Consider the following 25,051-nt stretch of genomic DNA (forward strand, 5'->3'; position numbering starts at 1 on the left):
AGCGTTGATTACGTAATACACATATGCTATACTAAAAAAGTGTCTAATTTTCCATATTTAGTTAAATTTATATCCAATTATATTATAATATCACAATTATGGAAAGTCAACAAAAATAGAAAAGATAAGAAATGGGGTTGATGGAATGAGTCACGACGCAGAAAAACAGAAAGAACAAAATCGGGTAGATATGGTCGTTCAAGAAATCAACATCAAGGAAGAAAAGTTATTTTCCAAAGCAGATGGTCTTAAAGAAAGCATCGTTGATTTACGGAAGAACTTCTGGGAAGATGTAACCGTGAATTTAGATGAGCCGGACGATGTAATTGAAACGCAAGCTAGTTTAAAACAACAAGCAGAGTTGTTAGCTGAACGAGAAAGATCCCATGGCTCTATCGATAAAGAACGTAAGACGTTAAGATTACTCAAAGAATCCCCATACTTTGGACGAATTGATTTCTCTGAAAAGCCAGGAGGTGAAAAGGAGAAAATATATATCGGCATCGCTTCCCTCATGGATCGAAATGATGAAGAGTTCCTTATTTACGATTGGCGTGCCCCTATTTCTAGTCTATATTATGATTTCTCACCTGGTGCAGCTTATTATGAGACAATGGATGAAACGATTGAAGGGGAAATATCGTTAAAGCGGCAATTCATCATAAGGCAGAGTAAGATAAAAGGAATGTTTGATACAGGGGTAACAATTGGGGATAGCTTACTTCAAGCAGCTTTAGGCAACAACGCAAGTACGACAATGAAAAGCATCGTTGCTACAATCCAAAGAGAACAAAATAAAATCATTCGGAATGAACATAGTAAATTACTAATTGTCCAAGGTGTAGCAGGAAGCGGAAAAACTTCGGCTGTCCTACAGCGTATTGCTTACTTATTATATCGATTTAGGGGCAGTCTTAATAGCGAGAACCTATTATTATTTTCACCAAACCCTCTCTTCTCAAGTTACATTGCCAATGTATTACCAGAATTAGGTGAGACTAATATTAGTCAGACTACTTTTTATGACTTTTTACGTGACGGTATCGAAAAAGATATTACGATTGAATCGCCTTTTGAACAAATGGAATGTATGCTAACGGATAACGATACGAAAGAATTAGCCATCAGGAAGGTCAACATGAAACTCAAGTCGAGTATCGAATATAAGACAATCATAGATGAATATCTTTCTTCCCTAACATCCAAGGGGATTCAATTCCGGAATATAACTTTTCGTGGTGACATTTTAATCTCTAAAGAGTCTATTGCAGACTACTTTTATTCACTAGATGAATCGATATCCATTCCGAATAAAATGGAACTAGTAGCTAAATGGCTCCTTCAAGAAATCAAAATTCATCAACAGAAAGAAAAATCGAAGGATTGGGTATTAGAACAAATTGAGTTACTGGATAAAGAAGAATACCTACAAGCTTACTATGAAAATCAGCGCGTTGATGAGGATGATCCTAGTATAGAAGAGGATATATTACGAGCTATTGTTGTGAAGAAGCAATTTGCAGGAGTGAAAAAACAAATTAAAAAGTATGCTTTTGTTAATACACTAACAACATACCAGCAGCTGTTTATGAATTGGACAACAAGCTCTCTCCCAAATAATTGGGACAAAATAAAGCAATTAACAATGCAACACCTAACGAATAAACATTTAACGTGGGAGGATGCTACACCATATCGTTATTTCCGAGGAAAACTGTTAGGAGATAAGGAAAATAGGGCAATCCGTCACTTATTTATCGACGAGGCACAAGATTACTCCGCTTTCCAGTTTACGTACATGAAAGAAATTTTCCCATATACGAGAATGACCCTGTTAGGAGATATTAATCAAGCTATATACACATATGCTTCAACAGAAAATCCTTTAGTTCCAGAGTATATCTCTGAAAATCATGAACGGATCGTTCTTACGAAAAGCTATCGTTCCACTAAGCAAATTGTTGAGTTCACGAAAAAATTCGCTCCTGGTGGTGATATGATTGAGCCATTTGAAAGAGATGGTGAACCACCTCAGATCATAGAAAATCAAGGTGATGTATCAACAACTTTGAAACAACTCATACAAGACTTGAAGGCAAAGGACTACGAGACTATTGCTGTCATCTGTAAAACGTTAGAAGAAAGTAATGAATTATATGAGATGTTAAAGGATAAAGTCTCACTGAAACAAATTAAAGAAGATACGTATTCGTTTGAAAAAGGTATCGTAGTAGTACCGGTTTATTTAGCAAAAGGAATAGAATTTGATGCGGTAATTATTCCGGATGCTTCAAAAGAGCATTATGACCAGGAATCGGATAGAACACTGTTTTACACTGCTTGCACTAGAGCAATGCATTCGTTAACCCTTTTAACAAAGGGAACACCATGTATCTTCTTACAAGAAGCATTAAATTAAACAAGGAGTATGTCACCAAACTTTACTTGGTGACATACTCCTTTCATTTATTTCTTTTTAATCGGAATCCATATTTCACTATAATACTTGTCTGAGGATGGGTCGCCATTACTTAGATAAACTTCCATCTCCGGTCCACCGGAATGTTCATATCCTGTTGAAGGGAACCATTCTGAAAATATTCTTTGCCAAACTTTTGGCATCGCATCTGGCATTGCACCATGAAGGGGAATACTGCCCAAGTTGCACTTGAAATCTCTCTTTCTATCCAATCAGTTGGAACCACCTCCATATTCTTTTCAGTGGCTATCAAGTAGGTCATGTTTTCCAATTGATGGTCGAAGTCGAGACAAATGCCTAACAAACCTAACTCTCCACAGTTTTTTGCAAGCTCCTCGGAAAATCCATTTAAATTTGATTCTTCCCAAAATGCAGCAATAGCACGATGATTTTCTCCTTCGATTGTCGTTGTATTAATGCTTTTTCCCACTACCGTAAATAGCTCTTTTTCAACAATCCTATACTCCATCTCGACATCTCCCTTTATCTGAATATGGAAAGAAAGCTTAGGATAGGCCTTTAAAGAATGGCTATTTTTCTTAGCCATAGAGGGACTAATGCCATGTATACCTCGGAATGCTTTTGTAAAAGCTTCAGGACTTTCATACCCGTACTTCAAAGCAATATCAATCACTCTAGCATTAGAGTTTATAAGCTCTTGAGCAGCTTTCGTAATACGTCTATTTCGAATATACTCACTTACAGTAAATCCAGTCAGCATTGTAAACATGCGCTGAAAATGAAACTTGGACATATAAGCTATCCTTGCGATATCTTCTATGACTAGTTCAGCTTCAAGATTATCCTCTATATACGCAATACTTTCAACCATTCTTTGTAGCCTCTCCATAATCCCTACTCCCTTCCCTACTAGTAGTCTACCAGCTTGGAATAGTTGCTTTTCTGTCTATCCATGCTCACTTAAGACAGATTGATAAGATCCTTCATCCAATTCGTCAAGTAATCATCCTTATATACATCATCTGGATACTGAACAAAGCCTGTATCTCCTTCTTCATACAGGAACTGAAGGAATTCATTTAAGGCCCCCATGTATTCGGAGTAGAGGAATTCAAAACTAATAGTTTCTTTCGGCATAAGATTTGTTTCACATACAGTAGGGTTAGTATAATTCATATATGTCCGACAAGGAATCGGTCTAATTTCATATGCTATACATTGATTAGTTTCCGTATCCAACATTGGACATGGTGTATTTGATTTACGATACTTCAATTTAAAATCAGGATCATTCGCAAAATCAAGCTTATTATTTTCACTTAGTTGATCCCCATATTTATCATAATAATGGATGAGATGATCGCGAATTGCATTTTTTCGCTCTGCTGGAAAATTCTCTATTGCCCGTTTCATAAATTTGGCTTCCATTTCATTAATAATAATTGGGAAATAACAACAAAATGAACAGCCTAATCGACATGTAGGGGCTAATCCAACATGCTCCTCCATATTAGTAATCTCGGAACTTACAACATCTAGTAATTCAGTAAAACTACATAGAAGCTTTTGTTCTAATTGAACGTCTTTTTCTGCCCATTTCTCCACAATAGAATAAAACTTTTCTTCATCTATTTCATATTCATTTGTTAACTGATTACATTTTTCTTGAATTTCTTCAAGAGCTAAATATTGATTTGTCATAGCTAATCTCCCGTAAATTTCTACCATACACTACCTTAAACCATTCTCCATTACTATCCGTTATTTGTAAACAGTTTTATTCTGTGGCTTTAGCCTTCCTACTCACTTTACATACAGCATCCATTAGCCTATTGTGTAATGGTGGGAAAATCGTAAAAATGATATCCATTGTCTTCCGAAGTGGCATTGGACAGACGATTGGCTTATTTTTATGAACTCCCTTCAATGTGATCTTCGCCAACTTATTCGGTGACATCAATTTCTGCTTATCTAACTGTTTCTTTATGATAGATTTATTAATATTAAAGGATTTAGCTTTATCGAAGATTGGGGTATCGACAAAGGTAGGACAAAGCGTAGTAACGTTAACACCAAATTCTTTTGCTTCATAATGGAGGGATGTAGTAAGTCCTACAATAGCATGTTTTGTAGTAGCATAAGCGGATGAAATTGGGGATGGGCCAAGCCCTGCAGCAGAAGCAGTATTAACAAGATAGCCGAATCCTTGCTTTTTCATAATAGAATAGCCAATCTGTGTTCCATATACCACCCCCCACACATTAATACCTATGATATCTTCCCAATCGGTAATAGACATTTCATCTAGTTCACCGTACATTGCAATACCTGCATTATTAAATAAATAATCTAACCTTCCAAATTCTGTATATACTGCATGAATACATTCATGAACACTGGAATAGCTGGTTACATCAACCTTTACAAATCTGGATTGATTCCTATCCTTGTTCAGTTCCTTTTCTAATTTTTCGCCTTCCACTTCATTAATATCTACGATAATCACATACACATCATTTTCTACTAGTTCCATACAAATTGCCTTTCCTATTCCTGATGCACCACCCGTAACAATAGCAACCTTATTTGAGCTCATGACGACCCCTCCATTTTTTATTTATCCCCTCCGATTTTAAACGCTTACATTTTTAAGGTTAATCATGATTCACTTGATTAGTTTACGAATGGGATCTTTCCATTTTATTATAATATAATGTTCGGAAAATGAACTATCATCCTGATAACATTCATTGTTTTGTCACTTTTAAAATAATTCGAACAATAAACCTAATCTGGATGCTTATTTATCCATACAAGTCCTGCTAATGGAATAGGCTATGTCCGTTCACTGTTGCTTGCTATTTCAATGCCATTCATTGCTTGCGTGGCTAAATGGTCTGCTTCACGGTTCTTTTTTCTTGGAACTAGCTGGTAGTCAGGTGTTATTCCCAATTGTTCTAGCTTTTTCTCGATTCTTTCTATCCAGCGTAATAATTCTTCCTCATAGCACGGCCATTCATCTTTTAATTGATTCATAACACCTTGTGAATCTCCTGTAAATGTTACTGGTAAGTGATGAACACCAAGCAACTCTAATTCTCCAATTGCAAAATGAAGCGAGGCATATTCTGCTTCACCATTTGTATTCAACTCTTCTACTAAAGCATTTTTTCTAATACGATATTGCTTCCCGTCTTGTTCATAATAGATGACACAACCTAAGCCAGATTTTTTAGTTTTCAAATCAAATCCACCATCAAAAAAGACCACCACGTTATGTGGTTCAGAATCAATACGCTCTACATATTTCTGCAATTCTTTATACATCCATGTCGTATCATAATTATCATAAAAGGTCAGCTTCTTTACTCGACCTGTTTTTTCAAGATCCTTTGCTAGTAAGAGCGTTTTTTCAGGACTCATTTCATCCGAGTAAAAGCAAGTCTCTGTTCCCGTTGGCGTTATATATATCATTTCCATTTTGATTCTCATGAAAAAAATCATCCTCTTTATAATTTGAATAATTATATTTTCCACTGAAACAAATACATCATACCATTTCGCAAAAATCGAGTAGGAGGAGGCGATTAACCTCCGACCTCTCACACCACCGTACGTACGGTTCCGTATACGGCGGTTCCATCTAAGTCCAACGTAACGTTTGATATCTACTAAATAGACTCTTTAGCCCTTGGCCTGACCAATATTGGTCGTCAAGGGCTTTATGCAAGATTGGGCTTTTAGCTATTCGCCAGTATCCCTTTCTTGTGTTAGCCCATTCCCACGCTTTTCCTTTCTTAATTCCGTATCGAATTAAGTTATGGTACCTTGTTTGGACTTTCTTCCATTCCTTCCAACGAATCATTCGTAACCTTCTTCTTATCCAGGCATCTAGTTTCTTGAATAAAGAAGGCGTTTCTGCCAGTTGGTAGTAGCCTAACCAACCTATTAGGAATCGATTTAGTTTCTCCATCCTTCTATCCATCGCCACCGATTTCCTTCTAGAAGTCAGTTCACGAACTCGCTGTTTAAAGCGTTTTACACTTTCTTTTGAAACCCGGATTTTCGGGGTTTCCTTCTGGATGGTAAAAGAAAATCCAAGGAATTTGCGTCTCCATGGGCGGTCTACCGCACTTTTGTCTCCATTTACTTTGAGTTTCAGTTTCTCTTCTATGAATTTAGTGATAGTATTCATGATTCGTAAACCCGCACGTTTGGAGCGAACATAGATATTACAGTCGTCTGCATAACGGACGAAGTGAAGTCCTCTTTTCTCCAGTTCTTTATCCAGTTCATCGAGGACAATATTGGAAAGTAGTGGACTTAGGGGGCCTCCTTGGGGAGTACCTTCTGTATTAGGACAAGCTAACCCATCTTCCATAATTCCTGCCTGTAAATATCTTCTGATTAATTTCAAGACCATTGGGTCTTGAATTCTTTTACTTAATGTTCGCATCAGTCTGTCATGATTTACTTTATCGAAGAATTTCTCTAAATCCATATCGATTACCCAACGGTAACCCTGCTTGATATAATTTCTAGCTTGTCTCACCGCATCATGTCCGCGCTTGTTTGGACGGAATCCATAACTGTATCGCGAAAATGTAGGGTCGTAAACTTCCGTTAGGACTTGTGCGATTGCTTGTTGGAGGAATCGGTCTGTCACGGTAGGGATACCTAACTTTCTCTTCCCACCGTTTGGTTTCGGGATTTCGACACGACGAACAGGTTGAGGGTAGTAGGTTCCCTTTTCGAGTTGTTCCCGAATGGTAGTCCACTGTTTCATGATATGTGCTCGTAGGTTTTGTACAGGCATATCATCCACACCATGACTTCCTTTGTTTCTTTCTACACGTTTTAGTGCTTGTATTAAGTTTTCCCGTGATAGTATTCTTTCCAACATGATATCGAACTCCTACGCGAATTGTCCGTCCTTCTTATGTGGCAACTACTTTCAGCCCTTCTAATGTCCCCCACGAGATTCATCGTTTCCTCCATTAGGAAGGTTCTTATGTTTCTGCGTCATCAAGTGTTGCGTATGCAAAGTGGCAATTCTCCTTAGATGATTCAGCCCTTCCCGAATACCCTAGGAGCATTCGGTACTATGGCTTCGGCTGACTTCTGATAGTTCAGCGAACATTCTCATGTTCGGTTACGGCAGGTGTACCGCATTTCTATCAGACCTCCCAGGGTAAGCACACATTCTTCCTCTCCATGTCCTCGCTCCATTTACTCTATGCTCCCTTTGGCAGTAAGGACTTCAACTTGTATAGCAGTCTCATCCAAGAACATCTAGCCTTATATGAAGTTTGTGTTCCTCGAGGCGGAGATTTGCCGCTGACTTCCTTCAGATTCTAGGTCACCCTAGACACCCTTGTCTTAAGCTAATCACTACTACTGCCTTCGTGATTCAGGACTTCAACCCTAGAGAATGTGTGCATGCCTGGCACACTATAAAAGAACTCCAGGCATTGCTAGAGTTCTTTTTCATTTTAACTATTTTTATTTACATACTGTCTTTTATTATCAACCGTTCCACTCAACACGATACTTGCAGGATCCTGTTCAATATTTAATTCGATATCTGATCCATCTCGTGGTAATGTTTCCTCAAATATAACCTCATACTCCTCAACCGTAACTTCTTTACGTGTATCGAATAATCGTTGATGGCTTTCAATGTGAAGATGCTCTCGATAATTTGGTTGAAGAACACCAGTGAAAAATTCCCCTACTGCACCTGAACCATAGCTAAACATCCCAATCCGTACGCCTTCTTTTAAGTCATCCTTATTCTCCAGTAAAGAAAGTAAACTTAAATATAATGATCCAGTATAAATGTTTCCAACATTACGATTATACTGTGTGCTTATTTGGTAGTTTTCTAATAAACGTTCTCTCACTTCTTCAGGTGCTTCATCGATAACAGTTCTTAACGCCTTTAAGCCCATTTTTGTATATGGTAAGTGATAGCAAATAGCTTCCATATCAGAAAGATCCAAACCTGATTTAGATTTAAACGCTTCCCATACTTTATTAAAGAACAAAATATACTGTTCATTGGAGAATTTCCCATCTACAAAAGCCTTATCTGAATAAATCGGTCTCCAGAAATCCATAATATCATTTGTTAAATACACATTATGATTCTCAAGTTCCATAATACGAGGGTTAGCACTAATAATCATCGCTACGGCGCCAGCACCTTGTGTGGATTCTCCTGACGAATTTAAACCATATCGCGCTATATCAGAACCTAATACTAACACTTTACTTTCCGGATTTAAGGCAATGTGCCCTTTGGCCATTTGAATCCCAGCAGTAGCTCCATAACAAGCCTGCTTCACTTCTACTGCACGTGCATGAGGTTGTAGCCCTAATAACTGGTGGACATATACTGCACCAGATTTAGAATGATCAATACCTGACTCAGATCCAAAAATAACAAAGTCTATTTTCTCTCTATCTTCATCGTCTATTATTTCAAGTGCTGCATTTGCAGCTAATGTAACAGAATCTTGAGTAATTGGCGCTACAGCCATTTGACTTTGTCCAATTCCAACCGTAAACTTAGCTGGCTCTATGTTTCTTGCTTCAGCTAATTTCTCCATATCTACATAAATATGTGGTGCGTAAAAACCAATTTTGTCTATACCAATTTTCATGTTTTTTTCTCCTTTGAAACAGTTTCTCTTCCCCCATTATATCTGTTTGTGAATAATCACACAAATATAATTTCTGAAATTAGTAATAGAGCTTGTCCGGGTAACATTGGAACAAGCTCCATTTGGAAACTAGCCATTATCTCTTTTACGTTTGTTTTTCTTCCCATCTAGAGTTAAGAATTCACTATCACTAGCTATTTCGACATCCTGTTTTCCGTTTCGTTCTGGTTCCGTATTATATTTAATACCATGGTTCTTCTGTCTACCTGTATCTCGGTTTTTATTCTTATTTTCTTCTGACATCCTAATCCTCCTCAAAATATGGTCAAGAATTATTATGTCCATGAAAGATTAACTTATTTCTTGTCTACCTTGCTGTGAATTGATATTCTACTTCATCTTCGCCCATGACTACCTTCATATCAAATTCATCTAAAAACCAGGCATCTTTCTCACCGAAATAGAAGGTAATCCCAGTTACCTCTTGCTTCGCTGCTATTTCGCCATCTAATCCAACCGATATTCCTAGAAAGTAATTAGGATGTTCCGTTTTAATACCACCGTAGATTTTAAGGAAAAACTGAACATAATCACCTTCTTCTAAGCCCATTTCGTCTATATACCATTTCGCTGCATCTTCTGTTACTTGTAACCCCATTGGTACACCTCAATCCTTATATTTCTTACAATTCTTATTCTACTATAGCTTAACTCAAAATATGGAGTATATGACTTGGTCGATATGAAAATAACATGACAATTTGTCTGTAAAGCTTATCTTACCGTATAGAAAAACCTCCCCAAATACGTATAGAGAGGTCTGGATATCTATTATTTTTTATAACTCGGACTAAGTTCACTCCATACATCAAATATATTATAATCTTGATCAAAAAACACAAAGTTATTTCCTGGGTGTCCTCGGTCCTCTATTTCTCCAACTTTTACTCCATTTGCTTTTAAGAAGGCATGAAACGCGTTTAATTGTTCCAGTCCATCTACTTCAAAGGTTAAAGAGAAATGCTCTCTCCCATTCCAATCCTGAAACCCAACCTTTTCCCCTTTTATAGATTTCACAAGGAAAAAACTTTGATTTGCAAAGTCTAATATTGACTTATTTTCATCACAATAGTTTTCTTTTGCACCAAGTTTAGCTTGATACCATTTTGAAGCCTGTTCTGGATCCCGGACTGGTATATATGTTGTTCCAACTCGTTTAATAAAATGATCCATTTAATTTCTCCTCATTATATTTGTCGTGAATAACGTAGTGATTGGTATCCATCCGACTCTTCTTCTGTTATTACTTTAAATCCTTTTGCTTCATAGAAAGGTATTGCTTTCATATTCCCCTTTTGGACAGACACCCACTGAACTCTCGCGCCAAACTCTTTTTGTTGTTCTGTAACAGCATTTAGTAGCAGACTTCCAATACCCTCATTCCTTCGATGAGGGTCTAAGTACAATACATAAACCTCTGCATCCAAATCACTAATCATACCTCCACCAGTAACACCAACTACTTCATCTTGATCTAAGGCAACAAAATATCCGCCCCAATCCTTAGATGAGCTCGAAACTTCTTCTAAAATCCGTTCATTATGATAATACGTAGCAATGATTGACTCGATATATTCCTTCGAATATATGTTATGATAGGTAGCCCAATTAGCTTCCGTACATACTTTTACAATTCCTGAAACATGGGTTGTATTTGCTTTTTTTATTTGGATCATAGCTTACAGAAATTAACCTCCCAATTTTATTACAATATTTTTTCAAAGCAGATACAGTCATGGACCCGCTTGAAGCGCTTTTTTATATTATCCTTTTGATTGCCTCCATAATGTGCGAAGCTTTGAACTGGGTATAACTTCGGAAGGGTACTCGAAATGTTCCCTTTTAACTCTGTCTCTCCTTCTAGATATACATGTAAATAGGAATCAACTTGTTGGAACCCATTCTTCTCGTACCAGGTATGGACCCACTGATCATCCCTTGTCCAGGCCTCCAATCGATTTAACTTCTCCTTCCTTGCTAATTCTTCTCCTTTCCGTAGAAGCTCGGAAGCAATCGCCCTTCTACGATAATCTGGATGAACAGCAATATGCCATATCATCCCTCCTAATCCGGTCCCCCGGGAACAAACTGTCCCCTCTTGTAATTCGTATTCGATATCTAATAATCCGACTATTTGACCGTCTTCTATTGCTACTAGCTCAATAGCAGGATTTTCATACTGTTCTTTTTCCTTTAAAACATTATCAAAATAGGCGGTGTCCAAGAATGAAAGCACACGACACCTCACCCAACCTTGTTCATCGGATGGTTGATAAATTCTGATTTCCATTTTGTTTCTCCATCTCCATTTGATCTATAAAATTCTTTACATCCTTTGGTGTGGAGAGAATGATGACTTTTTTCTCTCCTGATAATTTGTTTAATTTATCCAAAATCATTGGCCGTTTATCCTTTGGATATTTCCAAACCCATTTCAGAAAATCGATGCTTAACTTTTCATCACATCCTTCTGCCATATCAGGACGGGATGTCTTAGCATATTGCAGTCTTCTTTTAAGCACGCGAAGGATACAAATATATCTTGAAATATTTAAAAAAATAATCGTGTCAGCCTTGTTGAACCTTATGTCCAATGTTCCACCATAATTTCCGTCGATAATCCATTTCTCTTGCTCCACTATTCTTTGTTGCACTTCTTGTTGTTCCTCTTTTGAAGTACCAATCCAGCCAGGCCTCCAAAAAAGCGTATCTAAGTGGTAAACCTTTAATTCAAGAACCTGCCCTAACCGGCGGGCTAATGTCGATTTTCCTGATCCACCAGAACCGATAACGACTATTCGATTCACCTTAACACCTGCCCTATTTCCATAATCTTGTTACCTCTATTAACCTAGAATTAGTAAATGTTAGTTTGTATATATCAGGCATGTCCAGCACTTGCCAAAACTGAAAATCATATGCTTCATCAAAATAATTCATCATCAATACCATTATATTGCCATGTGTACCAATTACGATATTTTTTCCCGGATGCTCTTCTATAACCTTCATTAGACCTTGTATCCCTCTTTGCTGAGCCATTTCATTTGACTCACCGCCTTTAAAAAAGAAGCTGTCATTCTCCCAAACCTTTGTTATCGCTTGCGTAAAATCAGCTACTGGTTTTTCTGCTAACCTTCGTTCTTTAAAACGATCTTCTATCAATACGTTTACACGTAAAAAATCTGCAACTCCTTGTACCGTTTGAATTGCTCTTTTATAAGGACTGGAATAAACATAATCGATATGTTCTTCCTTTAGTATTTGTGTAACCCTTTTTGCGTCCGTTTCCCCTCTTTCTGACAACGGTCTATGTAATTCATCTGGCGTATAAATTGAATGTGCATGTCTAACTAAGTATATATTATAGTTCATTCCCTCACCCCTACAGTAAAATAGTAACAGAATTCTGATAATACACAACTAATAATGGATATACCTTAAAATACGATGTGCTTTTTCACAATATCGTAACGAGTTTCGGAATAGCAGCAATACATTTAGTGCTACACTAAAGATGTGATTTACCACATCTTTATTAAGGGGATGTTTTTGATGATTTCTAGTCTCATGTTGAATTCAAAAACCGATAAACATTTATCCGTTTCAAAAGATTTAAGAAATCTATTAGACTCCATTAGTACGACGAAAAAAATCTCTAAAAACACATTTTTATTCCATGAAGGGTTACAAGCAAATGAAATATTTATTATTAAATCTGGACTATTACAGGTTTCTAAACTAACTACTGATGGGAAGGAACTAATTCTGCGTATTTGTAATCATGGTGATATGGTCGGTGAACTATCCCTTTTTAGTGATGACCCTAAATATTTACTAAATGGTAAGGTACTAACCTCTGGTGAAGTAGAAGTAATTCGGAAAGACGAATTAGAAAATGCTTTATTATCTAATAGCGAACTAACCTTTGAATATATGAAATGGTCAAGCACACAAATGCGTAAGTTTCAATCCAAAATGAGAGACCTACTATTAAATGGGAAAAAAGGGGCACTATACTCTACTTTAATTCGCTTAGCAAACAGCTATGGATTAAAGCACGATGATGGAGTATTAATTGATGTCGCACTTACTAACCAAGAATTAGCTAACTTCTGCGCCGCTACTCGAGAAAGTATTAATAGAATGCTTGTTACGCTACGACAGCTAAATGTAATTTCTATGGATAAGTCAGGGAAAATCTTCATAAAAGATATGGACTACCTAAAAATGGAGATTGGCTGCGAAAACTGTCCACTTGATATATGTAATATTAATTAATTCATTAGTCTCCAGCAAATATAGAAATGTCTACCATTATAGGTAGGCTTTTTTATTTCTCCTAGCTTTAATGAATACCAACACATTTACTTACATAATATTCCTATAATATTACAAATTTATTAAATTTTTATTTGCATTTTCAATCCATTGCTTTTAATATTAGATTCAAGGATATTTTTTTAAAATTCTAATTCTACATAAAAATAGGACAATCCGATGTTAAGCGCATTAAAAGGAGTAATCAATAATGACTAAATCAATGATGGTTCACGAATTCAAAATGATGTTGAGAAACAAAAAGAACATACTATTTATAATCGCGCTTGTCAGTTTAATATTGACCTACGCACTTTTAATTCTACCAATGCAAGAAACTCCTGATTCTTTTGATGCAGAGGAAATGAAAAAGGAGATTAGTAACTTAGAAGCCGTAACCCAAGGAATGATTAATCGGGGAGGTACAGGCTATGGTGAAATGACAGGATCCCCGTTTGCAAGCAATATGTATTCTTTAAAAGTCCAATCCAGAATGGTAAATGCCTTTGAAGATAAGAACTTTAATCGCTTTGTCCAATTAAGAATGAAAGGCTTTGATTATAATACCACTAGTGCTAGCAGAGATTGGATGTTAATCGGGGATGCCCCTTATCCAGGACTAGATGATAGCCGCAATTATAGTTTAACAGACCTTCGTTACCAAGGTTATCTAGATGCAAATATTCCGATTACCTATGAGATGATTGAGCAAAAGACCGCATTACAAACTATTACCAATTTTCTTCTTGGTACAACCGCATTTATTGTGCTATTTTGTGCTATCTATTTTAGTAGTGACATGTTAGCGAAGGATAGGCAGCACCGAACTATACTGCAAGGTTTACCTATTGGTTGGTATCGTTTAATCAATGTTAAATCAGCTGTAGCGTTTGGTTATACATTATTAATTTTATTCGGATTATTACTTTTAGCAGCAGTGATAATTTCTATTCAAAGTGGATTTGGCTCTTTTAAATTATCTGTTCCAATTACGCTACCTAGTTCTGAACCGGATGAATACTTCGGTTATCGGTTTAGCGAGTTTGATTCGATTTCAATTGCCAAGTTCCTACTACTAGCACTTGGAATTATACCGATACTTATATACCTATTTATCCGGTTAAATGCACTACTTAGTCTACTTTTTAAAAATGCATGGATTGTTTTAATGGTTAGTACGCTCATCTTGTTCACTGAAAGAATCTATTACTCTAGAACATTAACAGAGCTTTTTGGCATTGAAATAAGTAATCTGCCACTGACGTATTTTGACTTTGGCAGAGTCATCTCAGGTGAAAAATACTATTTAGTACATTTGGAATCCATTACGTATGAAAAAGGTATTCTAGTGTTACTATGTACAATTCTATTCTTAGAAATTAGTCTTTTTGTAGTATCTCGAATAGTAAGCAAACGTCGTTTTTACCGCAAAGCGGCATGATGTCATTAGTCAGAAAGGATAGTCGATATGTTTTGGAAGTTTACCCTCTTTGAAACAAAATTATTATTACAGAACCGAAAAAGTTGGTTTATAGCTGCATTCCTTCTTGCCTTTTTCGTTTTATTCTTTATGTACTATAGTCAAGATCAGCCAGAACCATTAGATAATCAGAAAAGAACAGAAACACAAACATCCTATGCAGTCTTCGAGCACCTTGATCTTTTGCGTCATGATCTGCCTGAGGTTGCAGAAGTGTACAATTATCACACGCAAATCCAATCACTATTAGGTATGCAAGTGTGGTTTATTGGAAGCGGTCATGATAGTGAACAATATATAGAAAATGGATTAGAAATTAACCAGCTACGGCTTGCAGTACATGATCTAGGGAATGCTGGAATTCCTAATCATTTAATTGTACCTAAGGAAGATATTTTAAAAGAGGATGCATTATTACATTATATTAAAGACAATGATCTACCTATTGAGCCTGACTCTTATTCAACGAATCATTATATTACAAATGTCCTTTCTATGTTCTCGGGACTATTATTTCTTGTAATTGTTCTAATCAGCGGAAGTGAAATGCTCCTATATGAAAGAAATCATCAATCCGTCATGAAAGGTTTTCCTTTATCGTTTATAGGTAAAGTTACAAGTAAAATCATGATCCATTTCGTTCATATTTATACGTTTTTACTAGTAGGATTTTCTTTCGGAGCAATCTATGTGTTTAGAAAATTTGAAGCAGGAGATTTTTCTTTTCCGATATTAGTTTATAAGAATGGGAATTATATCGCTTTATCTACTGGTCAATATCTCCTGTATATGTTTTTAGGCCTTGCCTTAATTACATTGTTACTATTATCATTATCCATTTTACTAAATATGCTATTCAAGAATGCATTCGCTAATATACTTATTGGGATAGGGATATTTATCCTACCTGATATTGCAATGGCAGCAGGATTGAAAGCAAGCTTCTTACATCCGATAAAATTCATCGATATGTACAAGGTTCTCTCCGGTGACCTTGCCACGGAATTAGGTAATAGTTTCATTGATTACTGGAATGCAATGGCCATCTTAGGAATCATAACAATCGTAATCATTGGCATTATTTATGCTATTAATAAGTTTGCCTATCATCGCGTGCCAAAAAACATGCCTTTAGAAAAAGCATTCTAATCATTTATTTAAAAAGATCGCCTTAAAAACGGCAATAGAAAAGAGGATTGACATGTTAAAACTGGAAAATATCACAGTTAAATATAAAGACAAAGTAGTATTAGAGAACCTTTCACTAGAAGCCAAGAGTGGAGAAATTATTGGACTTGTTGCTCCAAACGGTACGGGTAAAACAACCCTATTTAATGTCATATCAAACTTCTTAAAACCAAATAAGGGGAATGTTACGTTTAACGGAGATCTCCAATACAAGACGGAAGGAAAAGAAATAGCTATTCATAAACAATTGGCTACATTTCCGGACCAGGGAGATTTATTTGAAGAATTATCTGGTGTTGATCACATGAAGCTGTATGCCAATATGTGGAAAGGTACAACGAAGCATGTCAAAGAGATTTATGAACAACTACAAATGGAGAGTTATGTTAAAAAGAAAGTAAAAACCTATTCTTTAGGAATGAGACAACGATTATGCTTTGCCATGATTGCTGCAGCGGATACCCCAATCATGCTTATGGATGAGGTGATGAACGGGCTGGACGTGGCGAATGTATCACTCATATCCAAAAAATTAATGCATATGAAGCAAGAAGGTAAGCTGATTTTTGTTGCCTCCCATTTACTTTCCAATCTCGATTTATATGCGGACCGTGTCCTATATTTAAAGGGTGGAGATATCATTCATCAACAAGTCTTAACTGATACTACAGATGAATACTTGAAAGTCGACTTAACACCTGATCAATATGAAAATTTAGCTTATACATTACCCGAGGATCATCTTTTTATCGCGAATCATCTATGTTGTATTCCAATTAAAAATATGACGGAAGAAGAACAGAAGGAATGGGTTATAAAACTGTCTGCCTATAAAGGAAAAGAACTTTCAATAGGACCACTTGGAACTGCTGAATACTATGAAAAATACTACCATGAATTTTAGGAGGGAAATATAATGAAACGAATGCTTTTCCTCTGTTTTATAACTTGTTTATTCGTTTTAGTAGGCTGTAGTGAACAACCCTCGGAGAAGGTATTACGGTATCAGGAAAATAACGAAATCATCGATAAAGAAAAAGATGAAATTATTGGAGAAGTTAGTGATACTATCTACGATACAATTGACCGTAGTAATGCTGAAGCAGAAGAAAGTATCATTAGCCCGGTCGTAAAAGATATGCCAGACATTATTCCTAAGGAAGGAAGATATTCGATTGCTCCATTATGGTCGGAAGTGATGGCTCCTCAATCTGGAAGGGTACTGGTTTATGATCAAAACAATGTACTTTTGGTTAGTGAAGTTTTTGATTCCTGGTATGGGGTTGAGAGTGTTACGGTAGACTTAAATGGCTCGCATTCGGTTCATCTAGATGGCATAAATGAGGCAATAATCACCCCTGTCGATACACAATTTTCGAATCAGCTTTCCGCAGGTATTTGGGAAGTTGGAAAAGATATTGAAGCAGGAGAATATTCCGTTTATGCCCCCGAGTATGGGTTTGGAGATTTACATGTTTATGAGGAAGGAAAGTCACCAAGAGTTTTTGAGTTTCTAGACGCTTCTTCTAAGGTTGACATTCAATTAATAGAGGGACAAAAGCTACGCGTAAGTGGCTTATCCCTTCTTCAATTTGAAGCAAAATAAGAAGGATGAAAAGGTGGGAACTACTGTGATAGTATTTCACCTTTTTTTGTTTGATTTTTCTATTAATCTTCAACTTCAATCAATGACTTAACATTCTATACTTAATGATTGAATCTACGTAGGAAGCATAGTCTGTGAACATGTTATGTCGAAACAATTTCCCTTCTAACTTGTTTTATCGAAAAAGAACAAGGAACACCCTATACAGGTACTCTAATCCTGTTTAGGGTGTTCTTTACTAAAACTACAATACGATATTATTGTACTATTAATGTTGCTACCATCTCATCATGGCCGGTTCCACACATAATATTACAATATATTTTATATTCTCCTGGTTCAGTTGGTGTAAATGTTGCTTCCCCATCACCTTGGATTTCAACGTCAAATTCATCAATAGAAATTCCGTGATGACCTTCTTCATTTGTAAGGGTAACCTTTACTTCTTCACCTGCTTTTACAGTGTATACATCTTGACCTAGGCTAAAATTGGTTGCTACTAGATTTACTTCATTATTTGCATCTGGAATATTTGCTTCCGTACTTTGGGATGAGTCTGTTGATGCATCATCTTCTTTAGAATCTGTATCCCCTCCTCCACATGCTGTTAAAACTAAGATCAAAGAAAATAGTAATGCCATTAATAATCTTTTATTCATTTTTAATTCCTCCTAAGCGCAATTCTTCTTACACCCTTATCATAACTAATCAATCTATTATTAGCTGTGACATATGTCACAGCTAAACACCAATTCACGAACTTGTCACAAAATATAAACCGTTACTTCTTTCACTTAGGAAATTGGTAATCAATTTTACGATTATAGTCGAAAAATACCTTTCTACCAGTTAAAATAGAAGGTGATTTCTTTTTAAGTTCTATCCAACATTATTATAAGAAAGCGTTTCTATAGATGGTGCACGATTTCTTTTTTGGGCGCTCGCATTAGTTCTGCTCGGGCGACTATTACTCTGGTTCACGCTTGTTTTACGTATTTTCGAGCGACTTCTAGTATGTATCGCGCGTATTTTTATGTTTATCGAGCATCTTTTATTATTTCGCCCAACGTTTGAATCTCATGTACTCTATCCATTAATAGATAAGATTGGAGAATTTTTGTAATGAAAAAAGCTTATGTTTACATAGCAGCAATCGTGATAGTAGTGATTGGTGTTACCTTACTTCTTCTGTACCTATCGAAAGATGATACATCTTCATCTAATCCAAATGATTTATCTAATTTAGTAGAATCAAAGCCTTTACCTATCCCCCCATTATTGGAGGATGTCAATCCAGATCCGAACTTAGCGGAATTCCATCTAACCGCACAGCACGGTGTGACGGAAATCCTTGATGGGATTGAGTCTGAAACCTTAGGATACAATGGAAACATTCTTGGACCTGTTATTAAAGTTCATGAAGGAGATCGTGTTAAAGTAGTCATGAAGAATGACTTACGAGAAGCAACTACGCTTCACTGGCACGGGCTCCGTGTGGATGGGGAAAATGACGGTGGTCCACATTCAGGGATTAACCCTGGGGAGACATGGGAACCGGAATTCACGATTGAACAACCAGCAGCAACACTCTGGTATCATCCGCATATGATGCACGCAACAGCAAAACAAGTTTATGAAGGACTAGCAGGGTTATTTATCATTGAAGATGCCGTATCGGACAGTCTTCCAATCCCTAAAGATTATGGGGTAAATGATTTCCCAATAATTATTCAAGATAAGCAATTAGATGCTAGTGGCAATATGCAGTATGACCCAGGAATGAATGACATGATGATGGGTCTATATGGAAATGCTTACCTTGTCAATGGCGCAATATCTCCTTACTTAGAGGTTCCAAAAGGAATGGTTCGTTTACGCCTTCTCAATGGTTCCAATGGTCGAACCTATCATTTTGAGCTTCATAATGGGCAAGAATTTTACCAAATTGCTAGTGATGGTGGTTTCTTAGAAAAGCCAGTAGAAATGACTTCCTTAACCTTGAGTCCTGCTGAGCGTGCTGAAATATTAGTAGATTTTTCTGCATTTGAGACTGGTGATGAAATTACGCTAATAGATACAGTCTCTGAACTAGGAAAAACGATTTCAGAAGATGAAGTAGAAGTTATGAAGTTCACCGTAACGGATACAGAATCAGAAGCGTATCCAATCCCAGAGCAATTAACTGAGATTGATAATATTGATCCTGCTGATGCAGTAGTGACCAGGGAAATGGTTATGGCTGGTGTAGGATCGACCCTAACCATTAATGATAAATCAATGGATATGGGCGTCATTGATGAAGTTGTAAATTTAAACGATACGGAAATTTGGGAAGTAAGTAATAAACGTACCGGAGTACAGGGTGGTATGGCACATCCATTCCATTTACATGGTGTCCAATTCCAGGTCATCGACCGTGATGGGAACCCACCTCCAGCAAATGAAACCGGCTGGAAAGACACGATTTTGGTAGAACCAGGTGAAACGGTGCGAATTATTACAACCTTCAACTACAAAGGGATTTTTATGTACCATTGCCACATTCTGGAACATGAAGATGCTGGGATGATGGGACAGTATGAGGTGAAATAGATCTCTTTACAATTTTTCGTATTCAAAAGTCGCAGGATATCATCATCACTGCGACTTTTTATCTATTAAGCTTTCTCATTACCGTCTTCTCAATCCATGTCCATGGAATAAACTTCTTCATCAACCATAGCGATTTTGCACCTTTTCCAACCTGGTAGCGAAATTTTGGACGATTTGCTTCACAAATTCTCCGTACTAGCTTGGCTACTTCTATTGGATCCCCTGCATTTTGATAGGATTGTTTGGCAAATGCATAAGCATTTTTCTTTATCGTATCATTACCAATTCTCTCCCCTACTTCTAATCCCTTCTCCCAAATACCCGTTTTAAATGAAGCAGGCTCTACTAGAGATACATAGATACGCATTGGAAGAAGTTCCATACGCAAGCTTTCACTATAACCTTCTAAAGCGAATTTTGAAGAGCAATAAGGACCCATTCCAGGAAATCCAAAATATCCACTAACACTACTCATATTAATTATTTTTCCTTGTGTTGACTTTCTCAATAAGGACAATAAGTGGAATGTCGTTCGAATAACACCCATTACATTCGTATCATATTGATTTTCCCATTCCTCCATCGTTAAATCAGAAGTAAATCCGCCCTGTGAGTATCCTGCATTATTAATAAGAACATCGAGCTGACCGAAGTGATCCGATATCCATTTGCTTACTTCTTTAATTCTTTCCTCATCTGTCACGTCCATCTCGACTATTTCTAACTGTTGGTTTAAATTAATTTCTCTAGCCATATCCATTATTTCTTTTTGATTAGCTTGATTTCTCATTGCTCCAATTACACGATACCCTGCCTTTAATAGCTCTATAATGATAAGCTTTCCAAAGCCACCATTGGCTCCTGTTACAAATGCTACCTTCATGACATTTCTCCATTTCTAGCATGAACTTGACAACCTATTGTTCCTGTATTAGTTTTTCATAAATATCTACTGTTTCTTGCTTACTCTCCCGATTCAAAATAACATAACTATCATCAAAGGCAATATATAGGAAAGGACCTTCCTTGCCGGCTACGAATAACTTCCCTTGTCCATATGGATCCTCCAGCTTAAACTGTCCTTTCCGAACATTTTCAGAAGAATAACCGTTTGTCCGCTTCAAAACCGCGGGAAGCTCATCTAGTAATTCCACCTTAGCAATGTCATCAATAGCCCATTCATCTCCGTACATACCGGAAATAATGAATTTTTCGTTTTCTATGATGATATCGTTATTTGTACTTCCGATAAATACTCCTACAGCGATAATTCCTACCGTTATAGTTGATATAACGACAATAATCCAAAGCGATTTTTTCCTTTTATGGGGGAGCTCATACTTTTGAAGATATATTAACCCACCTAGTAAGAAAACGGTAAATAAACTAAATCCAATTAATGGACCATATGGAACACGAAAAACCGTTAGCAATATAGCTAATAGGAGTATATAAAACGAGTACACGAATATCTTCCCAAGTTTTTCTATATAACCATTTTCTATTAAATACTCCTGTTCTTCCTTTGGACGATTATAAAAACCTGATATTAAACTATATTCCTTCTTCTTAACAATTAAATAGGTCATTCCACCATGTATAATTAGTATCCAACCCATCACCACGATAAAGATTAACATACCAGTAGTCATCATTACCACCTCAATAAGCTATGTTTACACCGTTAAACAATTATATAGTACCTTTTCCATCTACTTTTTTAGTAATTCTTTAAATCTTTCTATCTCACGTCGTAATACCTCCACCTCTTGTTTCGATACTTCCATTTCTCCATAACGTACTTTTTGATACACGTGCACATCAACGTTCAAACCAATCCGTTTCAACCATTCATCAATTGTTTCCGTGGTCTTTCTTCCCAGCTGATGCTTAATTGCTTTTCGTTCAAACTTATGAACCAAGATTCGGACTGGGTGTTTTTTACTGATTTTCCACCAAGTTAGTAAACCTTTTTGTTCTTCAGGAAAATGTACATCACCACGATGTTTACCTGAAGCAATGGTAATTCCTTTTATACCAGCTTTTGATGATTTATCTCCTTTAAATATTAGAATGATCATGATAAGCCCAAAAATCGCAAGAATGACACCAATACCCATATATCCACCTAAGATGAATGAAACTATAGGTAACTCCGTTGACACGTTTTCTAATGACTCTATACCTGTTCCTATGTCGATTTCATCTTCATTATTATTGTTTTCCATAAATGGTACAAGGAATAGAACTCTGCCAATTAGGGAAAATAAGAAGTATATAGTAGAGTCCCAAATTTTCACTAGATACGTTTGCGAACTAATCCAATATGCAATCATACCTCCACAACTCATCAATAGTAATAAATATATAACCCCTTTATAATAAAGCAAAGTCCTCTCGCTTCTCTCCAATACCGATATGTTACTGCACATAAAACCAATGATTATTACAAGTAACTGGAGAAACAATCCCATAATGGAATAAAGGTTATTCGTAATTAGAAATACTACAATTGAAAGTGTAGGCGTTAATAATAGATAAGCCGCTTCCCTCCCTATTACTAAAACGTGACGTATACGAAAGTATCTCCATAAAACGATACAAGAAATGAACACGCTAAGTAAAAGAGGATATCGAAAATATAGAAAAGTTGGAATTAATAGAAGTAAGGTGAAATAATAATAGCTATGGTTTAAATCTTGCTTTTCTAAAACCACGAAAAGTATACAAAGGAGGGCAATGACTACCAACATACTCCAAGCTGGAACCCAATGGTAATAATAATGTATTGGTAAGAGAAGTAAGATACTTACTATAATCATTTCACACATAAAGTGATAAACATCGGTGATAAATTGTTGTTGATCTTGCTTCATAAGCCACCCCTCCGTTGAGGATTTTCCATTGCTAAGTCCTCCATCTCAATGTTAAACAGCTGGTTTATTTCACAATTCAATATACCTTGATTCATCCACTTATGCTCTACTAAACCAAGGAATTCTCCCACTGTACATCGCATCCCCAGTTCTTCCCTTATCTCCCTTACTAATGCATCCTTTGCACTTTCTCCGAATTCAATATGTCCTCCTGGTAAAAAAGTATTCTGATATCCTTTCGCTTTTCCAACTAATAATTTATTATCTTTTATTAAGATACCTCTAGCTAAATGATGAAAAGGCTTTTCCATCTTCTCCCCCCTTATCTATTAAACTATTGCCCGAACAATATACCGTGAGAAGGTAACAGGTAGCCCTTTACTAGTAGCATTATCATCAAATATTCTACTAATCTCCTCGAAATGTTCATTGCTCAGTTGTAAAAATATAGTGTTCTTTTGACCGAAGCAGCGCATTTTTATTACATCTATAGGTGATTCTATATATTCAATAGTATTTATCTCTTCTATGCTTGCCTCTGTAAAATTACTTTTTGCTAATCTTTCTTCTAGAACATCCTTAATAGTTACTTTCCCCTGCTTAAATAAGTTCGGGAACCACTGTATTAACTCTTGCCCTGACGAATCTCCAGGATGTAGGCCTACTACTCTTCCACCATTTTTTACTATGTCGGCTAATCGTGTATAGGCGGAGGTTGGCCCTTTACGAATGTATGCGCAATCAAAACTATTCGTATCGAATGGAAGTCCATTCTTGGTGTTTCCAACTACAAATGAAACATTACGCTTCTTATGTAAATTATCAGCTGAAATAAATTGATCCGTTACATCAAATCCAATTATCTCCTTGGCATGCATACTACATTTCTTTGTAAAATGTCCATGACCACAGCCAACATCCAGTACCTTCTTATTTTTCACCAACTGTAACACTTCTTCATCAAAGATGGTTTCACCGTTTGGAGCTTCTATTAACGATTTCCACGGATAATGATAAACCCCATATTGTTCACCAAGTTGTTTATACCATTCAAGCGAATGAGGATTAATCCAGTCCGGATGATTAGTAGGATCAGGTAATCTTATCACGTTACAATCATCCTCCATGTTTTTTTGGTCCAATAAATCCAGCAACTGACTTGGCGTTTCTAATTTAGGAAAAGTATTGTTCTTCATACTTATATGTAACGGTAGAAACCAAGTTTCCTGATACGACTTCATGCCTATTTCAGACGCACCTTGCAACTCATTTGATCCTCCATCTCCAACGAACCCGGCCTCCTCAGGGGTAACACTTAAACGTTTACAAGCTAATTCGTAAATCCCTCTATTTGGCTTAGCATCCTTTACTTTGTAGGAAAATATAACATCGTCAAAAAACGGTACTAGCTTAGACTGGTGAAATCCAATAACTTCCTCTTCTGTACAATTACTAATCAAACCAATTTTAATTTGCTTTTCTTTAAGTTTTTGTAAAAGTTGAAGGATAGTATCATCTATCTTTTGAAAAGGTACTAACTTACAAGCTACTCTAAGTTTATGCACTTCTTCGATAGCGTTCTCATCGACTGGTTTCCCACATGATTGCAAAATATCTCTTAATACACTTTGGTGATTTGTAAATGTACCATTCATACGTCTTTCTCTTCTTAATACCCATTCCTTTTTATATACATCTTCATCAATTCCCAATACTTCTACAGAATAGGAGGCCTTCTTTTGATTATTTTCCCATTCCGTGATAAGCGTCTCATACAGGTCAAAAAAGATAGCTTGCACCAATGAATAACACACTCCTTCACCC

Annotated in this window: 25 protein-coding genes and 1 pseudogene; 7 read left to right on the forward strand and 19 right to left on the reverse strand. The window is 36.4% G+C overall.

What is annotated here, in order from left to right:
* The first annotated feature begins 145 nt into the window (after positions 1–145).
* Positions 146–2,419, forward strand: coding sequence for an RNA polymerase recycling motor HelD (helD, locus tag MKY78_RS01970; RefSeq protein WP_339215793.1), 2,274 nt, complete (start codon positions 146–148; stop codon positions 2,417–2,419).
* A gap of 47 nt (positions 2,420–2,466) precedes the next feature.
* Here the strand turns inward: helD and MKY78_RS01975 are convergent.
* The 13 genes and pseudogenes from MKY78_RS01975 to MKY78_RS02035 form a co-directional block, all read right to left on the reverse strand.
* A pseudogene (locus tag MKY78_RS01975) lies at positions 2,467–3,329 on the reverse strand (AraC family transcriptional regulator).
* A gap of 71 nt (positions 3,330–3,400) precedes the next feature.
* Positions 3,401–4,141: a YkgJ family cysteine cluster protein gene (locus MKY78_RS01980; RefSeq protein ID WP_339215795.1), complete on the reverse strand. Its 741-nt coding sequence runs from the start codon at positions 4,139–4,141 to the stop codon at positions 3,401–3,403.
* 76 nt (positions 4,142–4,217) lie between these two features.
* A complete protein-coding gene (locus tag MKY78_RS01985) occupies positions 4,218–5,036 on the reverse strand; it encodes an SDR family oxidoreductase (protein ID WP_339215797.1) in 819 nt (272 codons plus the stop codon).
* Between the two features lie 239 nt (positions 5,037–5,275).
* Complete coding sequence (locus MKY78_RS01990; RefSeq protein WP_339215799.1) at positions 5,276–5,932, reverse strand: reverse transcriptase-like protein; 657 nt, start codon at positions 5,930–5,932, stop codon at positions 5,276–5,278.
* A 151-nt stretch (positions 5,933–6,083) separates the two neighbouring features.
* The gene (gene ltrA, locus MKY78_RS01995; protein ID WP_188384654.1) at positions 6,084–7,346 is read right to left on the reverse strand and encodes a group II intron reverse transcriptase/maturase; all 1,263 of its coding nucleotides are present in this window, start codon (positions 7,344–7,346) and stop codon (positions 6,084–6,086) included.
* Positions 7,347–7,932: 586 nt separating this feature from the next.
* Entirely contained in the window at positions 7,933–9,105 is a 1,173-nt protein-coding gene (locus MKY78_RS02000) for a hydroxymethylglutaryl-CoA synthase (protein WP_339215800.1), read from the reverse strand.
* A gap of 129 nt (positions 9,106–9,234) precedes the next feature.
* Entirely contained in the window at positions 9,235–9,408 is a 174-nt protein-coding gene (locus MKY78_RS02005) for a hypothetical protein (protein ID WP_186870001.1), read from the reverse strand.
* A 64-nt stretch (positions 9,409–9,472) separates the two neighbouring features.
* The gene (locus MKY78_RS02010) at positions 9,473–9,763 is read right to left on the reverse strand and encodes a hypothetical protein (protein WP_211741669.1); all 291 of its coding nucleotides are present in this window, start codon (positions 9,761–9,763) and stop codon (positions 9,473–9,475) included.
* 173 nt (positions 9,764–9,936) lie between these two features.
* Positions 9,937–10,338: a VOC family protein gene (locus tag MKY78_RS02015; RefSeq protein ID WP_339215804.1), complete on the reverse strand. Its 402-nt coding sequence runs from the start codon at positions 10,336–10,338 to the stop codon at positions 9,937–9,939.
* Positions 10,339–10,352: 14 nt separating this feature from the next.
* Entirely contained in the window at positions 10,353–10,841 is a 489-nt protein-coding gene (locus tag MKY78_RS02020; RefSeq protein ID WP_211741671.1) for a GNAT family N-acetyltransferase, read from the reverse strand.
* Between the two features lie 29 nt (positions 10,842–10,870).
* Positions 10,871–11,455, reverse strand: a complete 585-nt coding sequence (locus MKY78_RS02025) for a GNAT family N-acetyltransferase (RefSeq protein ID WP_339215807.1) — start codon at positions 11,453–11,455, stop codon at positions 10,871–10,873.
* Positions 11,424–11,972 (reverse strand): DNA topology modulation protein, encoded by a 549-nt coding sequence (locus MKY78_RS02030; protein WP_339215809.1) that lies wholly within the window; start codon positions 11,970–11,972, stop codon positions 11,424–11,426. The genes MKY78_RS02025 and MKY78_RS02030 overlap by 32 nt, the downstream gene beginning before the upstream one ends.
* A gap of 13 nt (positions 11,973–11,985) precedes the next feature.
* Positions 11,986–12,540 (reverse strand): histidine phosphatase family protein, encoded by a 555-nt coding sequence (locus tag MKY78_RS02035; RefSeq protein WP_339215811.1) that lies wholly within the window; start codon positions 12,538–12,540, stop codon positions 11,986–11,988.
* A 195-nt stretch (positions 12,541–12,735) separates the two neighbouring features.
* On the opposite strand from MKY78_RS02035, the gene MKY78_RS02040 reads away from it, so the two are divergent.
* From MKY78_RS02040 to MKY78_RS02060, 5 genes are all read left to right on the forward strand, one after another.
* On the forward strand, positions 12,736–13,446 hold the full coding sequence (locus tag MKY78_RS02040; RefSeq protein ID WP_339215813.1) for a Crp/Fnr family transcriptional regulator: 711 nt from the start codon (positions 12,736–12,738) through the stop codon (positions 13,444–13,446).
* A gap of 250 nt (positions 13,447–13,696) precedes the next feature.
* Positions 13,697–14,926 (forward strand): ABC transporter permease subunit, encoded by a 1,230-nt coding sequence (locus MKY78_RS02045; protein ID WP_339215815.1) that lies wholly within the window; start codon positions 13,697–13,699, stop codon positions 14,924–14,926.
* A gap of 27 nt (positions 14,927–14,953) precedes the next feature.
* Positions 14,954–16,114 carry a hypothetical protein gene (locus tag MKY78_RS02050; protein WP_339215817.1) on the forward strand — a complete coding sequence of 387 codons (1,161 nt, stop codon included), beginning with the start codon at positions 14,954–14,956 and terminating at the stop codon, positions 16,112–16,114.
* Positions 16,115–16,166: 52 nt separating this feature from the next.
* On the forward strand, positions 16,167–17,057 hold the full coding sequence (locus MKY78_RS02055; protein ID WP_339215818.1) for an ABC transporter ATP-binding protein: 891 nt from the start codon (positions 16,167–16,169) through the stop codon (positions 17,055–17,057).
* 12 nt (positions 17,058–17,069) lie between these two features.
* Positions 17,070–17,759 (forward strand): hypothetical protein, encoded by a 690-nt coding sequence (locus MKY78_RS02060; RefSeq protein ID WP_339215819.1) that lies wholly within the window; start codon positions 17,070–17,072, stop codon positions 17,757–17,759.
* Positions 17,760–18,016: 257 nt separating this feature from the next.
* On the opposite strand, the gene MKY78_RS02065 is transcribed toward MKY78_RS02060, so the two are convergent.
* Complete coding sequence (locus MKY78_RS02065) at positions 18,017–18,418, reverse strand: hypothetical protein (protein WP_211741677.1); 402 nt, start codon at positions 18,416–18,418, stop codon at positions 18,017–18,019.
* Positions 18,419–18,881: 463 nt separating this feature from the next.
* Here MKY78_RS02065 and MKY78_RS02070 point away from each other — a divergent pair, with 463 nt between their 5' ends.
* Positions 18,882–20,351, forward strand: a complete 1,470-nt coding sequence (locus MKY78_RS02070) for a multicopper oxidase domain-containing protein (RefSeq protein WP_339215821.1) — start codon at positions 18,882–18,884, stop codon at positions 20,349–20,351.
* 58 nt (positions 20,352–20,409) lie between these two features.
* On the opposite strand, the gene MKY78_RS02075 is transcribed toward MKY78_RS02070, so the two are convergent.
* The 5 genes from MKY78_RS02075 to MKY78_RS02095 form a co-directional block, all read right to left on the reverse strand.
* The gene (locus tag MKY78_RS02075) at positions 20,410–21,234 is read right to left on the reverse strand and encodes an SDR family oxidoreductase (RefSeq protein ID WP_339215823.1); all 825 of its coding nucleotides are present in this window, start codon (positions 21,232–21,234) and stop codon (positions 20,410–20,412) included.
* Between the two features lie 34 nt (positions 21,235–21,268).
* The gene (locus MKY78_RS02080; protein ID WP_339215825.1) at positions 21,269–22,003 is read right to left on the reverse strand and encodes a DUF3784 domain-containing protein; all 735 of its coding nucleotides are present in this window, start codon (positions 22,001–22,003) and stop codon (positions 21,269–21,271) included.
* A 60-nt stretch (positions 22,004–22,063) separates the two neighbouring features.
* Complete coding sequence (locus MKY78_RS02085) at positions 22,064–22,579, reverse strand: hypothetical protein (protein WP_339215826.1); 516 nt, start codon at positions 22,577–22,579, stop codon at positions 22,064–22,066.
* 644 nt (positions 22,580–23,223) lie between these two features.
* Positions 23,224–23,538 (reverse strand): NUDIX domain-containing protein, encoded by a 315-nt coding sequence (locus MKY78_RS02090; RefSeq protein WP_339215827.1) that lies wholly within the window; start codon positions 23,536–23,538, stop codon positions 23,224–23,226.
* Between the two features lie 18 nt (positions 23,539–23,556).
* Complete coding sequence (locus MKY78_RS02095) at positions 23,557–25,041, reverse strand: HAD-IA family hydrolase (RefSeq protein ID WP_339215828.1); 1,485 nt, start codon at positions 25,039–25,041, stop codon at positions 23,557–23,559.
* Positions 25,042–25,051: the final 10 nt, after the last annotated feature.

Source organism: Ornithinibacillus sp. FSL M8-0202, assembly GCF_037975285.1.
Taxonomy (GTDB): Bacteria; Bacillota; Bacilli; order Bacillales; family Amphibacillaceae; genus Ornithinibacillus; species Ornithinibacillus massiliensis.

Excerpts from the sequence above, each read along its gene's own strand:
- MKY78_RS02085 (WP_339215826.1), bottom strand. The coding sequence starts at position 22,579 with ATGGAAAACAATAATAATGAAGATGAAATCGACATAGGAACAGGTATA.
- MKY78_RS02070 (WP_339215821.1), top strand. The coding sequence starts at position 18,882 with ATGAAAAAAGCTTATGTTTACATAGCAGCAATCGTGATAGTAGTGATT.
- MKY78_RS02075 (WP_339215823.1), bottom strand. The coding sequence starts at position 21,234 with ATGAAGGTAGCATTTGTAACAGGAGCCAATGGTGGCTTTGGAAAGCTT.
- MKY78_RS01990 (WP_339215799.1), bottom strand. The coding sequence starts at position 5,932 with ATGAGAATCAAAATGGAAATGATATATATAACGCCAACGGGAACAGAG.
- MKY78_RS01985 (WP_339215797.1), bottom strand. The coding sequence starts at position 5,036 with ATGAGCTCAAATAAGGTTGCTATTGTTACGGGTGGTGCATCAGGAATA.
- MKY78_RS01980 (WP_339215795.1), bottom strand. The coding sequence starts at position 4,141 with ATGACAAATCAATATTTAGCTCTTGAAGAAATTCAAGAAAAATGTAAT.
- MKY78_RS02065 (WP_211741677.1), bottom strand. The coding sequence starts at position 18,418 with ATGAATAAAAGATTATTAATGGCATTACTATTTTCTTTGATCTTAGTT.
- MKY78_RS02005 (WP_186870001.1), bottom strand. The coding sequence starts at position 9,408 with ATGTCAGAAGAAAATAAGAATAAAAACCGAGATACAGGTAGACAGAAG.
- MKY78_RS02035 (WP_339215811.1), bottom strand. The coding sequence starts at position 12,540 with ATGAACTATAATATATACTTAGTTAGACATGCACATTCAATTTATACG.
- MKY78_RS02015 (WP_339215804.1), bottom strand. The coding sequence starts at position 10,338 with ATGGATCATTTTATTAAACGAGTTGGAACAACATATATACCAGTCCGG.
- MKY78_RS02060 (WP_339215819.1), top strand. The coding sequence starts at position 17,070 with ATGAAACGAATGCTTTTCCTCTGTTTTATAACTTGTTTATTCGTTTTA.
- MKY78_RS02020 (WP_211741671.1), bottom strand. The coding sequence starts at position 10,841 with ATGATCCAAATAAAAAAAGCAAATACAACCCATGTTTCAGGAATTGTA.
- MKY78_RS02055 (WP_339215818.1), top strand. The coding sequence starts at position 16,167 with ATGTTAAAACTGGAAAATATCACAGTTAAATATAAAGACAAAGTAGTA.
- MKY78_RS02080 (WP_339215825.1), bottom strand. The coding sequence starts at position 22,003 with ATGACTACTGGTATGTTAATCTTTATCGTGGTGATGGGTTGGATACTA.
- MKY78_RS02010 (WP_211741669.1), bottom strand. The coding sequence starts at position 9,763 with ATGGGGTTACAAGTAACAGAAGATGCAGCGAAATGGTATATAGACGAA.
- MKY78_RS02000 (WP_339215800.1), bottom strand. The coding sequence starts at position 9,105 with ATGAAAATTGGTATAGACAAAATTGGTTTTTACGCACCACATATTTAT.
- MKY78_RS02050 (WP_339215817.1), top strand. The coding sequence starts at position 14,954 with ATGTTTTGGAAGTTTACCCTCTTTGAAACAAAATTATTATTACAGAAC.
- MKY78_RS02025 (WP_339215807.1), bottom strand. The coding sequence starts at position 11,455 with ATGGAAATCAGAATTTATCAACCATCCGATGAACAAGGTTGGGTGAGG.
- MKY78_RS02090 (WP_339215827.1), bottom strand. The coding sequence starts at position 23,538 with ATGGAAAAGCCTTTTCATCATTTAGCTAGAGGTATCTTAATAAAAGAT.
- helD (WP_339215793.1), top strand. The coding sequence starts at position 146 with ATGAGTCACGACGCAGAAAAACAGAAAGAACAAAATCGGGTAGATATG.
- MKY78_RS02045 (WP_339215815.1), top strand. The coding sequence starts at position 13,697 with ATGACTAAATCAATGATGGTTCACGAATTCAAAATGATGTTGAGAAAC.
- MKY78_RS02040 (WP_339215813.1), top strand. The coding sequence starts at position 12,736 with ATGTTGAATTCAAAAACCGATAAACATTTATCCGTTTCAAAAGATTTA.